Genomic DNA, 16,353 nt, shown 5'->3' with positions numbered 1-16,353 from the left:
TGTCGAGGGTCAGCGTAGTTCAATAACCGAGCGTACGTAGGCCTTTGAGTTGGTCCAGGTTGCAATTCAACGCCGGGTTGTTCAGCCCGTTATTGCCCATCACGACGTTAAGTTGAGTCATGTTGTTGACGAAGTTGGTATTGCCGGTCAAGACAGTACCTTGCAGCACCGTGCCGCCGCCAATCTGCTGCAGGCTGTTGCCTTGGTTATGGTTGGCCTGGATCGCCATTTGCAGTCCGCCGTTATTGGCCGACACGCTCACTTTGCCGGCCGCGCTGTCACCGGTCACGGTGCCGCCGGCCACCAGCACTTGCCCCGATTGCGCGAGATTGGCCGGCGCCAGGCCGTCCTGACTCACGGTGATCCCGACATTGTTGTTCGCGGTGTTGCCATCGCCGGCTGCGCGCACGCTTTGCGTCACACCCTGGCCGCTGCCCAAACCGGCGCCGCCGACGACATTGCCGGTACCGGTGCTCTGGCCGGTGCCGCTGCCCGCCGAGCCGGTGGTCTGCACATAAAATTGCGGGGTGATCGTGGTTTTATCGACCTGCATGCTGGCCTTGCCGGTGATGCTGTCGCCCATGGCATTGGTCCAGGTGCTGCTCATCACGATACCGAAGCTGATGATGCGCCCCGGCATTACATAACGACCGCGCAGGTCGGCCATTTCCGAGTCTTTCAATTCGATCGGTTTGAAACCCGATGACGCATAAGCGGGCATTGCGGCTGCCAGCCACACAACTGTCAGCCAACGGGAAGTGTTCATCTTCTGCTCCTGGAGCATCCTGGTCCCTTATGGCGCTTCTTATTAAAAGAAGTCGCTCTGGATAAAACCGAAATCCATCAATTCGGCGTCGCCCACGGGCCTGAACTCATTCAACTGGTTCTTGGCGGTCAGGGGGGGAGGGGGCGCGAGCAAGGCGTTGGTCTTGTCGTAACCTTCACCCAGTACGGCGAATACGATGCCATTCCAGCCTTTGACGAAGTCGTCGCGGGTGTAGCGCTTATGGCCCAGCACCGGGTCGCCGATGTAGACCCAGTCTTTGTCGGCACGCTGCATCACCACGAAGTGCTTGTAACCACGGATTTCCAGCAGCACCACGACCGGAATCTTCACGGTCAGCAGGGATTCCGGCGAGATCTTGTAGCCCCGCGCCCGCATGCCGATGCTTTCCAGGTAGCGCTTCATGTCCAGCATGGAAAAGCCCTGGGTGCGCACCAGGTCCTGATCGGCGTTGATCAGCATGCCTTTGATTACATGGTCTTCGTCGACGTCCAGCCAATAGCCCTGACGCAGGATGGTGGCGAGGGCGGCCGCGCCGCAGCTGAAATCGGTTTTCTGTTCCACCAGGTTGGCGAACCGGCGCTCGCGGATACTCTCGACCTTCTTGTAGATCACTGCACCGCCAGGCATGGCGGAGATCGCCATGGTGCCTGCCCAGGTCGGGCCGGTGAGGAGCATCAGCAGGGTAAGGGTCGCGAGGCGCATGATCGAAGGCCGGATGGACACTGGAATAGGAAAGGGCCTTGTTGCCAAGGCCCCGTTGGATCAGAAGCGCACGCCGCTGGCGCAGACGGTGCAACCTTGACCGATTGCCAGGCTGTTGCTGCCCTGGTTGCCGGAGCCGGATTGCAGGTTCACGCCCATGTTGCCGGAGTTGCGGTTAACCGAGTTGTCCAGGCTGGCGTTGTTGGACACATACTGAGGCTTGCCGCCATAGCCATAACCGTGGCTGGTGGCCGCAGCGTTGAGGTAGCTGTTACCGAGGGAGTTTTGCTCGGTATTGGCGGCAGCTGCGATGTTTTTGCCGTCGGCAGTGACGATCGCCAGGTTGTTTTTACCCTGGTTGCCTTGGCCGGCCTGACCGTTGTAACCCACGTTGCCGGAGTTACCGTTGATGGAGTTATCCAGAGACGCGTTGTTCTGGGTGCCTTTGTTGACGTAGGTGTTCAGCACGCTGTTCTGATTCACGTCGACCAGACCGAATACAGTGGCCGCATCGCTTTTGGCGCTGGAGATAGCGGCAGAGTTGTCAGCCTGGTTACCGCTGCCAGCTTGCGCGTTGACACCCGCGTTACCGCTGTTGCTGTTGACCGAATTATCGGCAGAGGCGTTATTTTCGGTCTTGGTATCGTCAAACTTGTTGCCGGCGCTGTTTTGAACGTCAGTGACCACAGCGGCAATAGTGCCGGTAGGTTGAGGCGCAGGGTGCCAGCCACCTGCTTGAGCAGCAGCAGCCATGAGCGCGGCGAGAGCGAAAACCAGAGGTTTCAGAGCCATTTGAGGTTTCATGGTGTTTCTCCTTGCTTCTATTAGTTGGTTAAGTGTTGGTACGGTCTTGCGAGTACTACCAAGTCGTTACTTGATAGTGATGCCCAGGGTGTTAGCCATTCGGTTCCCCACCCCGGCACTCTGGTTCACCTGAATCACTCCTCGGCTGCCTGTGAAGGCCTGGTCGCTGGTAACGACCAGGCGGCTGCCAGTGGTGGGGGTGAGCCCTGAGTCGGTTAATTGCGTCGTGTTCTGTTGCAACAAGACGCTGTCGTCGATGCTTTGCGGGCCAGGGTTGACGCTGATCCGCACGGCGTTGACGGTTTGGTTGTTGGCCCCGGCCGCCTGGTTGACGCCCAACATGCCGTTGCCATTGGTAAAAGAAGCGCCCTGAATCGCAGCCTTGGCGTTCAGAGACGGATCGACCTGACCGTCGAGCCGTTGGATATTCACGGTGGTGGCCTGGCCGCCGAGCGTGACGGCACGGTTATTGGCCTGTTGCTGCTGATTGCCCGCCGCTTGGTTGATCGAAAAGTTACCGCGGTAGTCTTTGCCGCTGTTGTTGATCACAGCGTTGTTGTCGGCCATGGCCGAGGCACTGCCCAGCAGGGCGAGCAAGAGCAAGGTACGGTTCATTATTTGCCCCCCATCATGTTGCCGAGGTTATTCAGAGGGGCCATGCCGCGTTGGATCGAGTCACTGATCTGTCCGCCCATGCTGCTGCCGCTGCCATGCCCGGCGGTGGCGCCGGTGCCGAGGGTCGACATGCTGTTCTGCGTGGCATGCACGCCGGTCAACGTGCTATCGATCTGGCTGGCGCGGGCGAAACTTGAACCGCTGCTGACACCGCTGATAGCCAGGTCACTGAGCTCGCCGGTGGCGCCAAGAACCTCTTGGGTGGGATTGGCATTGGCGGTGGTGGGGTAGGGGTCTTTACCGAAAGCGGCGCGACCGTACATGTGTGCCTGTACGTTGCGGCCCGTCACGATCACACCATCACCGGCAAAGGCTGGTGCACTGATGCCGAGGCTGAGTACACAGCTGGTCAGCAGTACCTTCATCGAGTGTTGTGTGAGTGTGTTCACGGCGGCATGTCCTTATTCTCAGCACTGACCCTAAACAGTGCTATGAGGAATAGAGCAGATGCCGTGCCGCTTTTTGAATTGTCTTGATATTCAATGGTTTGTGAATAACTAGAGGCGCGTCGACGTTGCCGGTGTCTCAGTGCTGAAACACCTGCCCTTCAAGCGCGTGCAGCCCGCTGTGCCACAAACGATTCACCCCTGTGTATCAGCGGCGTAACACCGCACATGACAAAAGCATGAACCCACGCTGTACACGGGCTTCAGGGCAGGCAGGTGTTTCAAAAATGGACACTGCGGGCGCGAACAGGCCCGCACGAATCGGCCGGGCTCAGCCTTTAGGGCTTTTACGCGGGATGGAATTGAGAACGGGGTTGCCGTCCTGGTTCTGCGTCAGATAGACCGGCAGTACCTTTGGCAGCGAGGGGATGAGGTTGTTGACCTCGGTGAGGTTGTAGATGCCGCCTATTCGAATCGCCCCGGTGCTGGCGTCGGCCAGCATCACCGGTTTGCTCAAGTAGCGGTTGATCAGCGGTAACGCGTCGACCAAGGCCAGGTTATCGAGGATCAGCTTGCCCTGGCGCCAGGCCAGTGCGCTGTCATTCGGGCTGAACGGCCTCACGCGCGGAGTGGCATCGCCCGCTTGGTAGCTGGCCTGCATGCCCGGAGTCAGGGGCACGCTACAATGCGTGGCATCGCTGGCGATCTGCACCGAGCCTTCGAGCAGCATCACGCGGACCTGATCGCCATATTTCCATACATTGAATTGGGTGCCCGTCACGCGCACCTGGCCTTCACCGGCGCGCACCACAAACGGATGGGTGCTGTCGTGGCTGACATTGAAAAACGCCTCGCCTTTCTTCAGCGTGACCCGGCGCTGATCCTTGTAGTTGCTATAGACCAGTTCGGTGCCCAGGTTCAGCTCTACCTGGCTGCCATCGCTCAAGGTCACCTGACGCAAGCCCTGGGTCGCCTCGAAACGTTCATAGGAATTGGGCAGCCACCCGGCCTGCCACCCGGTGAACGCGGCCAGCGGCAGGGCCGCCAGGCATAGCGCCGCCGCCACGGCATAACGACGTACGCGGCTGCGCGATTTGAACGCCAATACCGGTGCGGTGGGCGCGGTGCGCGGCAAGTGATCGGCGACGTCCCAGATTTCCAGCATCGCGGCGTATTCAAAGGCATGCAGGGGATGGGCGTCATGCCATTGTTGAAAAGCCTGACGTTCAGCCGGTGTGCAATCACCTGCATGCATGCGCATGCACCAGTGCGCTGCGGCATCGGTGATGGTGTCGTATTCGGCTTCTGAAACAGACTTTTCGGTCATTTACGCATCCTGATTTCCCACATTCTAACCTCCGCGGGCCGATGGGGAGAACAGCCATCATGGCGATTGCACATCAATTGGAACTTATTCTTATTTGCCAGTACCTAAAAATTTCAGGACACGCGTCCGTTATTCCCACTATGGAGTTCCGTTATGTTGAAGAAAACCTTAGTCGCCCTGTGTGCAACCTCCGCGCTGCTCAGTGCCGGTGCCGCCCTGGCCGATAAGCCGGGCGCAGGCTGGATCACTATCGAAAAGGCCATCGAAGTGGCCAAGACCAAGGCCGGCTACGTTGAAGTCTATGCCGCCGAAGCCGACGATAACGGCTACTGGGAAGTCAAAGGGCGCAAGTCTGACGGCACCGTGTATGAAGCGCGCATCGACGGCGCCTCGGGCAATATCCTGCGTGACCAGAAAGACTGACGTCTCGCGCCGGGAGCCGGTTCAGGCTCCCGCATCCAACTCCCTGCCGAGCTGGCTGATCAGGTAAGTCACCGAATCGGCGTTGGCCAAAATCGTATCGATTCGCTTGTTGGCGTCACTCATAAACACCGCCCGCGCATCGTCCAGGGTTCGCGTCCCGGTAGTACTCAACACCTTGTCCTTTTGCGGCGAAGTCCCACGACTGGCTCCAAAGTCTTCCCATTGCTGGGTGAACTCGTCCCACGTTCTGAACAGCATGGTGGCCGGGGTGAGTGTGGAGAGCGCGGTATCGCGCAAGTCGGCCAGATCCGTGTGCATTCGCCTGGCGCCACTGACGTTGAGGTTAATCAGGTCGTGGAACGGCCGCATGCTGTCGAGGTACGCCAGGTCTTCGGTCAAGGACTTGAGGTGGGTGATCTCGTGAATCAACGTGGTGGCGCGGGCATGGGCAGAGATGTTGAAGGGTGTCGTGAGGCGATTCTGATAGATGTCCAGCGGCGGATCGAAAAAGCGGTCGACCAGGTAGATTTTCTGTTCCCGGTCCTCGGGTAGCACAAAAGCGAAAGTGTTTTGCGGGCTGTAGCGATGGGTGCCGCAGACGAAGCGCTGGGAGTCCGGGCCGACCAGGGTATGGTTGATCAGCTCATCGAGCACTTCGTCGACGCGTCGCTCAATTCGTTGCACCTGCTCGCCGGTCAGCGTAACCACGCCGAACAACTCACTGAAGAACCGTCCCAGCCGGCTGCCGGGTTCGCGCAGCGGTGCAAAGTGCAGCAGGTTGCGTTTGCACGTCACCGCGTAATAGGTCGCGACGTTGAGCGCTTCGTCGATGCACTGGGCCTTCCAGCTCGACAGGGCGGCAATTTCGCGCATGCCCACCGCCTCGATATTGATAGCGTCGCGCTCCGCCGCCCAGGTTTGCATTTTGCCCGCGTAGCGGCTCAGGGTTTTGCCGTAGCGCGGGTGATGGCGGTCCAGGTCCAGGGTCCATTCGCCCTGGGCGTTGGCTCGCACATAAGGGCCGTGCTGCTCGTCGCGGCTCAGGCGCCAGCGTTCCCCGGCTTTTCTCACCGAATACACCTTTCCCGCCAATGGCACGAAATGCGTGCGCGTGTCGTTGTCGGTGTACACGAAGGGTGGCGCGCTGCGCTCCAGGTCGCTCAGGGCAACCTGGTGATTTTCGAAGGCTTGCAGGGCGGTTCGCCCAGGTGCGGTCAGGTCCAGCTCGTCCAGGCTGGCGGCCACGGGGGCAGGGGCATCTAGCCAGTCGTCAAAGGGAAGCGGTTGTTCGCTGGATGGGGTTGGCGGCAGCCACTGGTCCAGAGCTTTGCGTAAAGAGGCAAGCTCGGCCACGCCCGCGACAAAGGTTTTGAGCGAGTGCTGCCAACGGTGTTCCTGTAAGTCTTCGGCCGATGTTTTGAACAGTTGGTAGCTGCGCCACACCGTCAGCGGGTAGGTCAGTTTGCCCGCCATAAATTGCAGGCTCTTGGGAATGCCCTTGCTCAACAGGCTGGTCACCGCGTCCCAATGGGTCTTGCCTGACGCGCAAAACTGGCCGGCCAGCATCTGCAGCAGCAGCTGGGTATTGTCGTCGAACAGTCGGTTGAGCAGATTGCCGGCGATGGGCGAGTCACCCAAGCGGATGTCCGAGAGATCCGGGCGCCAGCGCTCACTCAGCAGATTGCGGTAAGTGGCTTGATGGGGCGCTTGCAACTGCCCGATCACCCATTCCTGTAGCGCCCCGGGGCTGGTGAATTCGTGCAGGAGCGCCGCCTCGCTGGGGAACTCTTTCAACAAATGTTTAGGGCTGTACGGTGCATACAGCACCAACGGCCCGGACGCGCCGGGCTTGGGGCCGATCAGGTAACAGCCCAATGCCTTGGCCTGACTGGCGCCGGCGGTGGCGATCAGCTCCAGCGGGCGGATCATCGCCGTGACCCCATGCACCGCCGCGCGGGCCACTGCGTCGGGCATGTCGAAGACTTGCCGGATAAAGCCCCAGGCCGTGGCGGACAGCCGTTCAGTGAGGGTTTGTTCATGGGCGTACTGCAACAATTGCCACGGCAGCTGCCGGCAGAATAGGCGGCGCCGCTCACGCGCGTCGTCGCTCTGCCCCTGGAGCAGGCCGCTCAACACTTGGCGGTACAGCGTTTTCAAATCCAGTTGTCGCACCAATTGCACGATGGCCGCGCCGTCGAGTGTCTCCGGCAGTGGGATGCTGGTGCGCGAGCGCGGGCGGATCGTCTCGGCGCGCAGATCGGGCAGGTGCCGCAACGCGAAGTCCGTCAGGGTCTGGGTGTGGCCTTCGAGGTCGATACGTCCGGGAATCAGCACGTGATCCGGGTTGTACACCTGGCCTGGGAACCGCGCGCCGAGCAGGGTTGAGAGGGTACTGAAGATGTGTTCGCGCATCGGCACGATGCTGTGCAGATAGTCCCGTTCGTCAGGCGCACTGACGCGATATTGCTCAAGCAGCTCGGCCTGCAGGATCTGTTCGTGGGGCCGCGCCATGCCCAGCCAGACTGGCAGCGCTTGTTGGTGGATCAGGGCGCGCGCCAGGGTGATCGACCTGGGCAGATTGGACGGGGTTTGACGCCTGATCAGCCGGTCCATGCAGTCCTGGAAGCGCGTGGCGCTGAGCCCCATCACCAGCACCTGGTCGATTTCGTCGCGGGTGAAGTCGCTGTAGCTCTGCTGACGGTTGTGCAGCAGGTGTTCGCCGATTCGCTGCAAGGGCCCCAGGCGACAGGCATGGTGAGGGATGCGCCGCGACACCGGCAGGTTCTCCAGCAGGGGCAGACGCTGCACGGGGTTTTGCAAGCGCTGTTCGAGCTTGTCGCGCAGGGCCTGGATCGACGCAAACGCCTCATAGCCACCCCGTGGGGTCCACAGCAGGGCGGTGCCCGAGTGGATGGGGTCGATGCCACCGCGCTCGGTCAGCACAAAGGCATTGGCCAGGGGCTGAGGCTCGGTAGCGGTGCCCAGGAACAGGCTCAGGCTGAACGCATCCGGGATAAAGCCATTCAGGCCATGGCGGGTCAGCCGGCTCATGCCGTCGGCATTGAGGGCGCTATCGAGTAACGCCAGGGCAGGGGGCGGCAGGCTATGGTCCAGGCGCCTCAATTCGGTTTCGCCGCGCAGCCCCTGCAACATGCCCTGGCTCAGGTGCGCCCGGTTATTCTCCAGCAGCAACTGGGGCAGGGTACGCAGGTCCCATTGCGCGAACGTGCTGAGCACCTCTTCGATGACGGCGTTGAAACTGTCGATGGTCAGGTTGTGCAACTGGTAGGCCACGCCGGCGCTCTGTTCTGTGTAGAACCAGGTCAGGGCCGACTCGGTGAGCCGATCGGCTTGCCCGGCCAGACGCGCGATAAAGTACTCGACCATGCTCAATGACCTATGGGGCGCACGCTCTTCGCGCTCTGCGGCGGGGGTGGCATAGGTGTTGATATAGACGTGCTCGGCCTTGAGATCGAGCAGACGCTTGGCCAATTCGGTGTCCAGTGCATGGGCGACCAGGCTGCGCAAGGTCGGCTGCCGGTTACGTTCCAGCGCCATGGCCGCGTCCACCGCCTGCAAACGTTCCAGGTGCACCTTGGCCTTCTCCGATTGCACGGTAGTAGGGCGGCCATTGCCGCTGGTGATGGGGTGAAGGGTCCAGCGCCCATCGGCCTCCTGCTCCAGCAGCCGCGTGTCGAGCATGCTGCGCACGTCCAGGGCAGTGTCGAGCAGCGCGGCCAGGTCGATCACGCCGTTGCTGCGCCGATAGAGCCCCAAGGCATAGTCCAGATTGTCGGACTGCTTGGTGACAATGTCCTCGATCATTGCCTGGAACACATCGCCCGCGATGGGCTTGCCGGTCACTTGGATATGTTCCATGCCCACGAACGCACTGCGTTCATCCACCGACAGAAAGTGCAGCAGTTCGTCCTCGTGGCCCGCCGTTCTGAGCATCTGCAACAAGGCATCTTTGAGGTCGCTCAGGTTTTTGAGTACCTGCAACCCCCGCGATTGGGTGTAGAGGTAGGCCTGGCTATCGCTGATCATCAGCGTGCTGGCCAGCTCCACATAGTGTTGGAACGGGGCATGCACACGGACCTTTTCTATTCTCAGATGGCTGGCATAGGCGCTACGCGCCGCCTGGTCGGGAAGGAACAGCGCACGCAGGTCCAGGCTTTCCTGGCTGGACAGGACCAGGCCCTGCTGCTTGAACAACAGATCGGCGCGAAACTTGTCGCTCATGACCCGGGCAAAAAAACGCAGGCGCGACTGACCGCGGTTGAAATCTTCATTCCAGTAGGTTTGCAGCAGGCTGTTCAACAGCTTCGAGAGGATGCCGCAGGTCTGTTCGACCACACTGTCCCAGCGCTGGTGGTCTTGGGCCCTCTGTTGCGCGGTGTGTGCGCTGTCGTCATGGCCCACATTGAAATACGTGTGAGTCTGGTTCGCCGGCCAGGCTTGCTTGACGTAAAACTGCAGCAGCGCATCGCGCAATGACTCGGAGGCCACCCAGCGACTCTCCTCCACAGGCGTGGGCTGGGTAAAAAAATTCACCCGCGTGTCGCGCTGGTCCAGGCCCGGAAAGTACGAGCGGGCCATGATGCCCAGCAGGGTGTCGAGCATGCCGCGCAGGTCGGGGAGCTTGCGCAGTTCCTCCAGCATCGCAGAGACGTTGTGTTGCTGGCCGGCCAGGATGGTTTGTTCCTGGTCTTGCATCACCGCGCCTGGAATCACCGCGCCCGTTGTCTTCAGCGGTTCTGTGCTGGGCAAGCCGTCGCGTTCGACAATCGCCAGAAATTGCAGGAGTTCGGCGCGCCGGCTTGGCTGCGTCAGGCGTTCATCCACCTCATGGAGCAGCGCGGCGCGGCTGTCGAACAGTTCCAGGCCGCCGTAGGGGGTAAACAGCACGGCTTTGTGGTCATCGGGTGTCGGACTCATCATGAACACACCCGCCAGGGGCACGGGGGCGTGGTCGGGCCGGTTGACCGACAAGCGTTCGACGTGCATCGGGTAACGCTGCACGCTGGGGTCGATACGCGCGGTGTGGGTGGCGTAGTACAGCGTGTGCAGCCAATCGAGGTCCCTGACCGAGAACCCGAGCGCGCGCTCGCGGGGCGTGGGGGTCTTGCGTTTGACGTTTTGCAGGAACTCATCGAAGAAATACGGGGGCGTGAGGTTCGCCATGGTGCGCTCTCCAGCAAGGCGGCGGGATAAGGCTTCACGGTAGGCGGCGCGGTGGCGCGGATGGCGGTAGATAACTGGGGGCGCCCGTTGACAGCAGGCACATGGGGCGTTGTTTAATCGGAGGGCTGGATTCTTGTTGTCTCTTCCAATTATAAAATCGGAGCTACAGATGTCTGCCCAGTCCCCGATAGTCGACAGTCCCCATACCCTTATCGGCTTCACCGAACTGGTGGCGTTGCTGCACAGGGTGTTCGTCCAGCACGGCACGTCGCCGGAAGTGGCCGCGATCCTTGCGCACAATTGCGCCAGTGCCGAACGCGACGGCGCCCATAGCCACGGCATCTTCCGTATCCCCGGTTACCTCAGCACCCTGGCCAGCGGCTGGGTCGACGGCAAGGCCATTCCGGTGGTCACGGACGTGGCGTCCGGGTTTGTGCGGGTGGATGCCGGCAATGGGTTCGCCCAGCCGGCACTGGCGGCGGCCCGGCCACTGCTGGTGAGCAAGGCGCGCAGTGCCGGCATCGCCTTGCTGGCGATTCACAATTCCCATCACTTCGCGGCGCTGTGGCCGGACGTTGAGCCGTTCGCCGAAGAGGGGCTGGTGGCGCTGAGCGTGGTCAACAGCATGACCTGCGTGGTGCCCCACGGCGCCGATCGCCCGTTGTTCGGCACCAACCCTATTGCGTTCGCGGCCCCGCGCGCCGACGGCCCGCCGATTGTCTTCGACCTGGCCACCAGCGCCATCGCCCATGGCGACGTGCAGATCGCTGCGCGCAAGGGCGAACGTTTGGCGCCTGGCATGGGGGTGGACAGCCTCGGTCAGCCCACCACCGATCCCAAGGCCGTGCTGGAGGGCGGTGCGCTGTTGCCGTTCGGCGGGCACAAGGGCTCGGCCCTGTCGATGATGGTCGAGCTGCTGGCGGCTGCCCTGACCGGCGGGCACTTTTCCTTCGAATTCAACTGGGCCGATCACCCTGGCGCGCGTACGCCGTGGACCGGGCAACTGTTGATTGTTATCGACCCGAGCAAAACCGCCGGGCAAAGTTTTGCCGAGCGCAGCCAGGAATTGGTGCGGCAGATGCATGCCGTAGGGTTGCGGCGGTTACCGGGGGATAGACGCCATCGCACACGGGCGAAGTCGCTGGGGCAGGGGGTTGAAGTGGAACTTCAGGCGTTGAATCAGTTGCGTGACTGGGCCAACTGACATTGAAACGCCGCTGCGTGGCAGCGGCGCGACGGGCGACGTTTAGTTGCGACGACCCAGCAACAGGCCAACCACCAGGCCAAAGCCGGCCGAGATGGCGACGGTCTGCCACGGGTGGCCACCAATATAGGTTTCGGTCGCGTCGACCATCGGTTGGGTGCGCTCACGTACGTTGGTCACGGAGTCCATGGCTTGTTTGAGCTTCAGGGCGACCTGCTCACGCAGGGTCTCTCCTTCTTCGCCCACCAGGTTGGCGCTGCTCTTGAGCAACTTGTCGGACTCTTCGATCAGCGCGGCGAGCTCACTGAAAGCTTGGTCCTTGATTTGGTCGGCGGCGGTTTGCGCGGCGGTTTTGCGGGCCATGGGGTGACTCCTTGCAAGTGAATGTAACAGTGAACAATGGAGTACCCGGCGCCCTTAAAAGTTGCTTTTTTTTTGCTGGGGCGCAGTGCCGGGCAAAATCCGAATCAGGAAATTTCGACCTACAGTGTAAGATGCCACCTATTTGTGCAGCAGGTAATTCAACATGAGCTTCAATCTCGCCAACAAGACCCTCGCCGAACGCGCCGAGCTGGAAGATGAAAAGTCGCGCCTCTACGACCTGTGGCAAACCAATCTGGGCAAGGCCAAGGGCGAAGCCGCGCGGTTGTTCGGCGAGCGCGCCAAGCGCAAGGGCAAATGGGCCGAGTGGGTCCGTGCGGAACTGGACGGCATGTCGCCGCCGGAGTTTTCCAACATGGTGCGCAGCGAAGTCAACAAACTGATGGCAGCAGCTAAGTAAAGCTCGCCACAATCGCTTCGCGGACTTTCAGCAACATCGGATCGAGCTGAGCCTGGGTGCGCCATCCCAGTTCCACCGGGTAGCGCGGCAGCGCCAACGGGCAGGCCAGCACGCGCAGGCCGGTCATCTCGGCGATGGCCTGCGCCGCATGCCCGGGGATGGTGGCAACGGCCTGGCTGCCCTTGAGCAAAAACGGCAGCGCGGCGAAGTGGCTGGTGGAGGCGCACACATGGCGGCTCAGCCCCTGCGCCGCCAGCCCCTCGTCGGTGATCCCGATAAACCCGCCGGACGACACCAACACATGGGCGCGGCGCACAAACTCGTCCAGGTCGATGCCTTGCTGACCGGGCGCCAGGCTGTCCGGGTCCACCAGGCAGCGGTAATCCCCTTCGCCCAACACCTGTCGGCTCAACCGGCCCTGGGCAAAACCGCCGGCGGTGATCGCCAGGTCCAGTGTGCGGTCGAGCAGCGCGCCGGCGACAATCTGGCTATGGGTCTGGCGAAAGATCACGCGCAATTGCGGCAGGCGTTGTGCGATCTGCGTCATCAACCGACGGCCGTAGGCGATTTCAAAGTCATCGGACAAACCCACCACCACCGAACGCCCCTGGTACTGCTGATTGACCGGGTCGACCATGGCGAGGCTCTGGCGGCAACGGTCCAGCGCTTCACTGATCACTGGTTTGAGTTGATTGGCCCGCAACGTCGGCGCCAGGCCGCGGCCGGTGCGCACAAACAACGGGTCGCCGTACACCTGGCGCAAGCGCCGCAGCCCAGCGCTGATGGCCGATTGGGTCACGCCCAGGCGCAAGGCGGCGCGGCTGGCGCTGGACTCGTCATGGAGTGCTTCGAAAGTTTTGAGCAGGTTAAGATCGACCTGGGCGATATTCATTTGGCTCATATCATTCAGTACTGAAGTGGGCTTTATTCATGATCCGGGGTGGCGGGAGAATGGGCAATCCCCAGCCAATCATCGGAGTGAACGTTATGCCTATTTCTACCGTCGCGGCCTTGCAAATCGGCTCCCTACCGGGCGGCAAGGCCGACACCCTGGAACAGATCCTCGGTTATGAAGACCAGATCCGCCGCAGCGGCGCGCAATTGGTGGTGATGCCCGAGGCGCTGCTCGGTGGCTACCCCAAAGGCGAAGGGTTCGGCACGCAACTGGGTTATCGCCTGCCCGAAGGGCGTGAAGCCTTTGCCCGTTATTTTGCCAATGCCATCGATGTACCTGGCGCGGAAACCGACGCCCTGGCCGGGTTGTCGGCGCGCACGGGCGCCAGCCTGGTGCTGGGCGTGATCGAGCGCAGCGGCAATACCTTGTACTGCACGGTGCTGTATTTCGAACCCGCCGGCGGCCTGGTGGCCAAGCACCGCAAACTGATGCCTACCGGCACCGAGCGGCTGATCTGGGGCAAGGGCGATGGCTCCACCTTGCCGGTGATCGATGCCGCGGTGGGCCGTATCGGCGGCGCGGTGTGCTGGGAAAACATGATGCCGCTGCTGCGCACCGCGATGTACGCCAAGGGCGTGGAAGTCTGGTGCGCGCCCACCGTGGACGAGCGCGAGATGTGGCAGGTGAGCATGCGCCATGTAGCCCATGAAGGCCGCTGCTTCGTGGTCAGCGCCTGCCAGGTGCAGGCGTCGCCCGAAGCCCTCGGCGTGGAGATTGCCAACTGGCCTTCGGACCGCCCGTTGATCGCAGGCGGCAGCGTGATTGTCGGCCCCATGGGCGACATCCTGGCCGGGCCGCTGGTGGGCGAAGCGGGGCTGCTGACGGCGCAGATCGATACCGACGACCTGGTGCGCGCGCGGTATGACTACGACGTAGTGGGGCATTACGCACGGCCGGATGTGTTCGAGCTGGTGGTGGATGAACGCGCCAAACCCGGCGTGCGCTATATCACGGACTGAAGCAGTGGCGGGAAGGCTGGGGGGCTCGTCCCGATGGCGCAGAGCCAGCCAGTCGATATGTTGACTGCGCCACTGCCATCGGGAGCAAGCCCCCTCTCACAGGGGGGGCTGTGTGCGTCCAAATTTGCCCATGGGCCAACATGTGGGAGGGGGCTTGCCCCCGATGGCGGGGTATCGGTCGGTTGCGCAGGCTTTACCACGTCGCGCCGTTAGGCATGTCCAACGTACCCCGGTCAACGAAGCGCATGGTGCCGAACAGCCCCCCGGCCAGTTTGCCCCGCAGCACATAGGGCAGGTTGTTCAAACTCTGGGTCTGGCTCAGGCCCAGGGTTTGACGCAACACCGAAAATGCCGAGACGCTGACCGGCACCGTCAGAACGGTCTCGGAGAAGCGTGGGATGCTGCCGGCCTGGTCGCTCACACCTGAGGCCAACGGTCGGCCGTTGACTTCCAGATCGAGAGCCACACCGTTGTAGTCAATCGCCGTTTCGTTGGGGTTCTGCACCCGCAGTTTGACGGCGAAGCGCACTTCCAGGTCCTGGCTTTGCAGCGGTTCGATGCCCACCACGTTGATGTTCACCGGGTCGCGGTTCGGAAACAGCGCGCAGGCGCTCAGGGTCAGTAGCAGCAGCGATAGCACCATGAGCTTGCGCATGTGAGGTCTCCTAGTTCGTGACGTCCGGGTCTTGCATCACCTTGAGGGTAGAGGACTCCGGATCGAATTCATCTTCTTCCAGCTCTATGAACTCTTCGGGCAGGAAAATGTTCAGCAGGATGGCACAGAACGCTCCTACGGTGATCGGCGACTCGAAGATGTTATGCAGCGCCTTGGGCAACTCGCGCAGCACTTCCGGCACGGCGGCGACGCCCAGGCCCATGCCCAGGGAAATCGCCACGATCAGTACGTTGCGCCGGTGCAGGCCGGCTTCGGCGAGGATCTTGATACCGGCCACCGCCACAGTGCCGAACATGATCAGAGTGGCGCCGCCCAGCACCGGTTTGGGCATCAGTTGCAGCACCGCGCCGATCATGGGGAACAGCCCCAGCAGCACCAGCAGGCCGGCGATGAAGTACGCCACATAGCGGCTGGCCACGCCGGTCAGTTGGATCACCCCATTGTTCTGGGCAAAGGTCACCATCGGCAGGCTGTTGAACGTGGCGGCCATCGCCGAGTTGAGGCCGTCGGCCAGCAGGCCGGACTTGATGCGTTTGATATACAGCGGGCCCTTTACCGGCTGCTGGGAAATCATCGAGTTGGCGGTCAGGTCGCCGGCGGCTTCCAACGGCGAAATCAGGAAGATCACCGCCACTGGAATAAACGCCACCCAGTCGAACGAAAACCCGTACTTGAACGGCACCGGTACGCTGATCAACGGCACCTGGGGCAGCGCCGCCATATCGACGCGGCCCAGCCACCAGGCCACCACAAAGCCCAGGGTCAGGCCGATCACGATCGAACCCAGGCGCAGGAACGGGTTATTGAAGCGGTTGAGCACCACGATGGTCAGCAACACCAGGGCCGCCAGGCCCATATTGCCGGCCGCGCCGAGGTCGCTGGCGCCGAAGCCGCCGGCCATGTCGGTGACGGCCACCTTGATCAAGGACAGGCCCATCAAGGTGATGATGGTGCCGGTCACCACCGGGGTGATGAGTTTGCGCAGTTTGCCGATGAACTGGCTGAGCACCACTTCGATAAACGCTGCAAAGAAGCAGATGCCGAAGATCGTCGAGAGAATTTCATCGGTGCCGCCGCCGCGGGCCTTGACCATAAAACCGGCGCTGAGAATCACGCTGATAAACGAAAAACTGGTGCCTTGCAGGCACAGCAAGCCCGAGCCGATGGGGCCGAACGTACGCGCCTGGACAAAGGTGCCCAGGCCCGAGACGAACAGCGCCATGCTCACCAAGTACGGCACTTCGCTTTCCAGGCCGAGTACGCCGCCGACGATCAGGGTCGGGGTGATGATGCCGACAAAACTGGCCAGCACATGCTGCAGCGCAGCGAAGATCGCCGCGCTGAAGTGCGGACGGTCTTCCAGGCCGTAGATCAGGTCGGATTTATAGCGGGGGCGGGGGGCTTGAGCGTCAGACAAAATATGGGCTCGGGTCGGAATAGGGAGGCGCAGGATGCCAGAAAGCTCCGATGCTCAGAAGTGTAAAAATATA

At 61.8% G+C, this 16,353-nt stretch carries 15 protein-coding genes; 4 read left to right on the top strand and 11 right to left on the bottom strand.

Going from position 1 to position 16,353, the window contains the following annotated elements; genetic code table 11:
- Positions 1-19: 19 nt before the first annotated feature.
- The 6 genes from YA0848_RS18260 to YA0848_RS18235 form a co-directional block, all read right to left on the bottom strand.
- Positions 20-766 (bottom strand): hypothetical protein, encoded by a 747-nt coding sequence (locus tag YA0848_RS18260; protein WP_034097073.1) that lies wholly within the window; start codon positions 764-766, stop codon positions 20-22.
- Positions 767-808: 42 nt separating this feature from the next.
- Positions 809-1,489: a C39 family peptidase gene (locus YA0848_RS18255; RefSeq protein WP_169903207.1), complete on the bottom strand. Its 681-nt coding sequence runs from the start codon at positions 1,487-1,489 to the stop codon at positions 809-811.
- Between the two features lie 60 nt (positions 1,490-1,549).
- Positions 1,550-2,293 carry a hypothetical protein gene (locus YA0848_RS18250; protein WP_034113206.1) on the bottom strand — a complete coding sequence of 248 codons (744 nt, stop codon included), beginning with the start codon at positions 2,291-2,293 and terminating at the stop codon, positions 1,550-1,552.
- Positions 2,294-2,359: 66 nt separating this feature from the next.
- A complete protein-coding gene (locus tag YA0848_RS18245; RefSeq protein ID WP_034097077.1) occupies positions 2,360-2,908 on the bottom strand; it encodes a hypothetical protein in 549 nt (182 codons plus the stop codon).
- A complete protein-coding gene (locus YA0848_RS18240; protein WP_034097078.1) occupies positions 2,908-3,357 on the bottom strand; it encodes a hypothetical protein in 450 nt (149 codons plus the stop codon). The genes YA0848_RS18245 and YA0848_RS18240 overlap by 1 nt, the downstream gene beginning before the upstream one ends.
- Before the next feature lie 328 nt (positions 3,358-3,685).
- Complete coding sequence (locus tag YA0848_RS18235; RefSeq protein ID WP_198712482.1) at positions 3,686-4,681, bottom strand: FecR family protein; 996 nt, start codon at positions 4,679-4,681, stop codon at positions 3,686-3,688.
- Between the two features lie 153 nt (positions 4,682-4,834).
- Here YA0848_RS18235 and YA0848_RS18230 point away from each other — a divergent pair, with 153 nt between their 5' ends.
- Complete coding sequence (locus tag YA0848_RS18230; protein WP_034097081.1) at positions 4,835-5,104, top strand: PepSY domain-containing protein; 270 nt, start codon at positions 4,835-4,837, stop codon at positions 5,102-5,104.
- A gap of 21 nt (positions 5,105-5,125) precedes the next feature.
- Here YA0848_RS18230 and YA0848_RS18225 read toward each other — a convergent pair whose 3' ends face one another.
- Positions 5,126-10,288, bottom strand: a complete 5,163-nt coding sequence (locus YA0848_RS18225) for a dermonecrotic toxin domain-containing protein (protein WP_198712481.1) — start codon at positions 10,286-10,288, stop codon at positions 5,126-5,128.
- A 169-nt stretch (positions 10,289-10,457) separates the two neighbouring features.
- Between YA0848_RS18225 and YA0848_RS18220 the strand changes: the two genes are divergently transcribed.
- Entirely contained in the window at positions 10,458-11,492 is a 1,035-nt protein-coding gene (locus YA0848_RS18220; protein ID WP_169903209.1) for an Ldh family oxidoreductase, read from the top strand.
- 42 nt (positions 11,493-11,534) lie between these two features.
- Here the strand turns inward: YA0848_RS18220 and YA0848_RS18215 are convergent, their stop codons facing one another.
- Positions 11,535-11,855, bottom strand: coding sequence for a DUF883 family protein (locus YA0848_RS18215; protein ID WP_034097086.1), 321 nt, complete (start codon positions 11,853-11,855; stop codon positions 11,535-11,537).
- A gap of 163 nt (positions 11,856-12,018) precedes the next feature.
- Between YA0848_RS18215 and YA0848_RS18210 the strand changes: the two genes are divergently transcribed.
- The gene (locus YA0848_RS18210) at positions 12,019-12,273 is read left to right on the top strand and encodes a hypothetical protein (protein WP_003190904.1); all 255 of its coding nucleotides are present in this window, start codon (positions 12,019-12,021) and stop codon (positions 12,271-12,273) included.
- Here the strand turns inward: YA0848_RS18210 and YA0848_RS18205 are convergent.
- On the bottom strand, positions 12,266-13,174 hold the full coding sequence (locus tag YA0848_RS18205; RefSeq protein ID WP_169903210.1) for a LysR family transcriptional regulator: 909 nt from the start codon (positions 13,172-13,174) through the stop codon (positions 12,266-12,268). The two genes, YA0848_RS18210 and YA0848_RS18205, sit on opposite strands and share 8 nt — an antisense overlap.
- Before the next feature lie 86 nt (positions 13,175-13,260).
- Between YA0848_RS18205 and YA0848_RS18200 the strand changes: the two genes are divergently transcribed.
- Positions 13,261-14,187, top strand: a complete 927-nt coding sequence (locus YA0848_RS18200; protein WP_034097090.1) for a carbon-nitrogen hydrolase family protein — start codon at positions 13,261-13,263, stop codon at positions 14,185-14,187.
- A gap of 193 nt (positions 14,188-14,380) precedes the next feature.
- Here the strand turns inward: YA0848_RS18200 and YA0848_RS18195 are convergent, their stop codons facing one another.
- Positions 14,381-14,842 (bottom strand): LEA type 2 family protein, encoded by a 462-nt coding sequence (locus YA0848_RS18195; protein ID WP_034137945.1) that lies wholly within the window; start codon positions 14,840-14,842, stop codon positions 14,381-14,383.
- Positions 14,843-14,852: 10 nt separating this feature from the next.
- A complete protein-coding gene (locus YA0848_RS18190) occupies positions 14,853-16,280 on the bottom strand; it encodes a nucleobase:cation symporter-2 family protein (protein WP_034097093.1) in 1,428 nt (475 codons plus the stop codon).
- Positions 16,281-16,353 lie beyond the last annotated feature (73 nt).

Origin of the sequence: Pseudomonas sp. S4_EA_1b (genome assembly GCF_016307435.1) — a bacterium.
Classification (GTDB): Bacteria; Pseudomonadota; Gammaproteobacteria; order Pseudomonadales; family Pseudomonadaceae; genus Aquipseudomonas; species Aquipseudomonas rhodesiae.
Note: the sequence above shows the minus strand (reverse complement) of the source record. Positions and strands in the feature narration are given on the sequence as shown.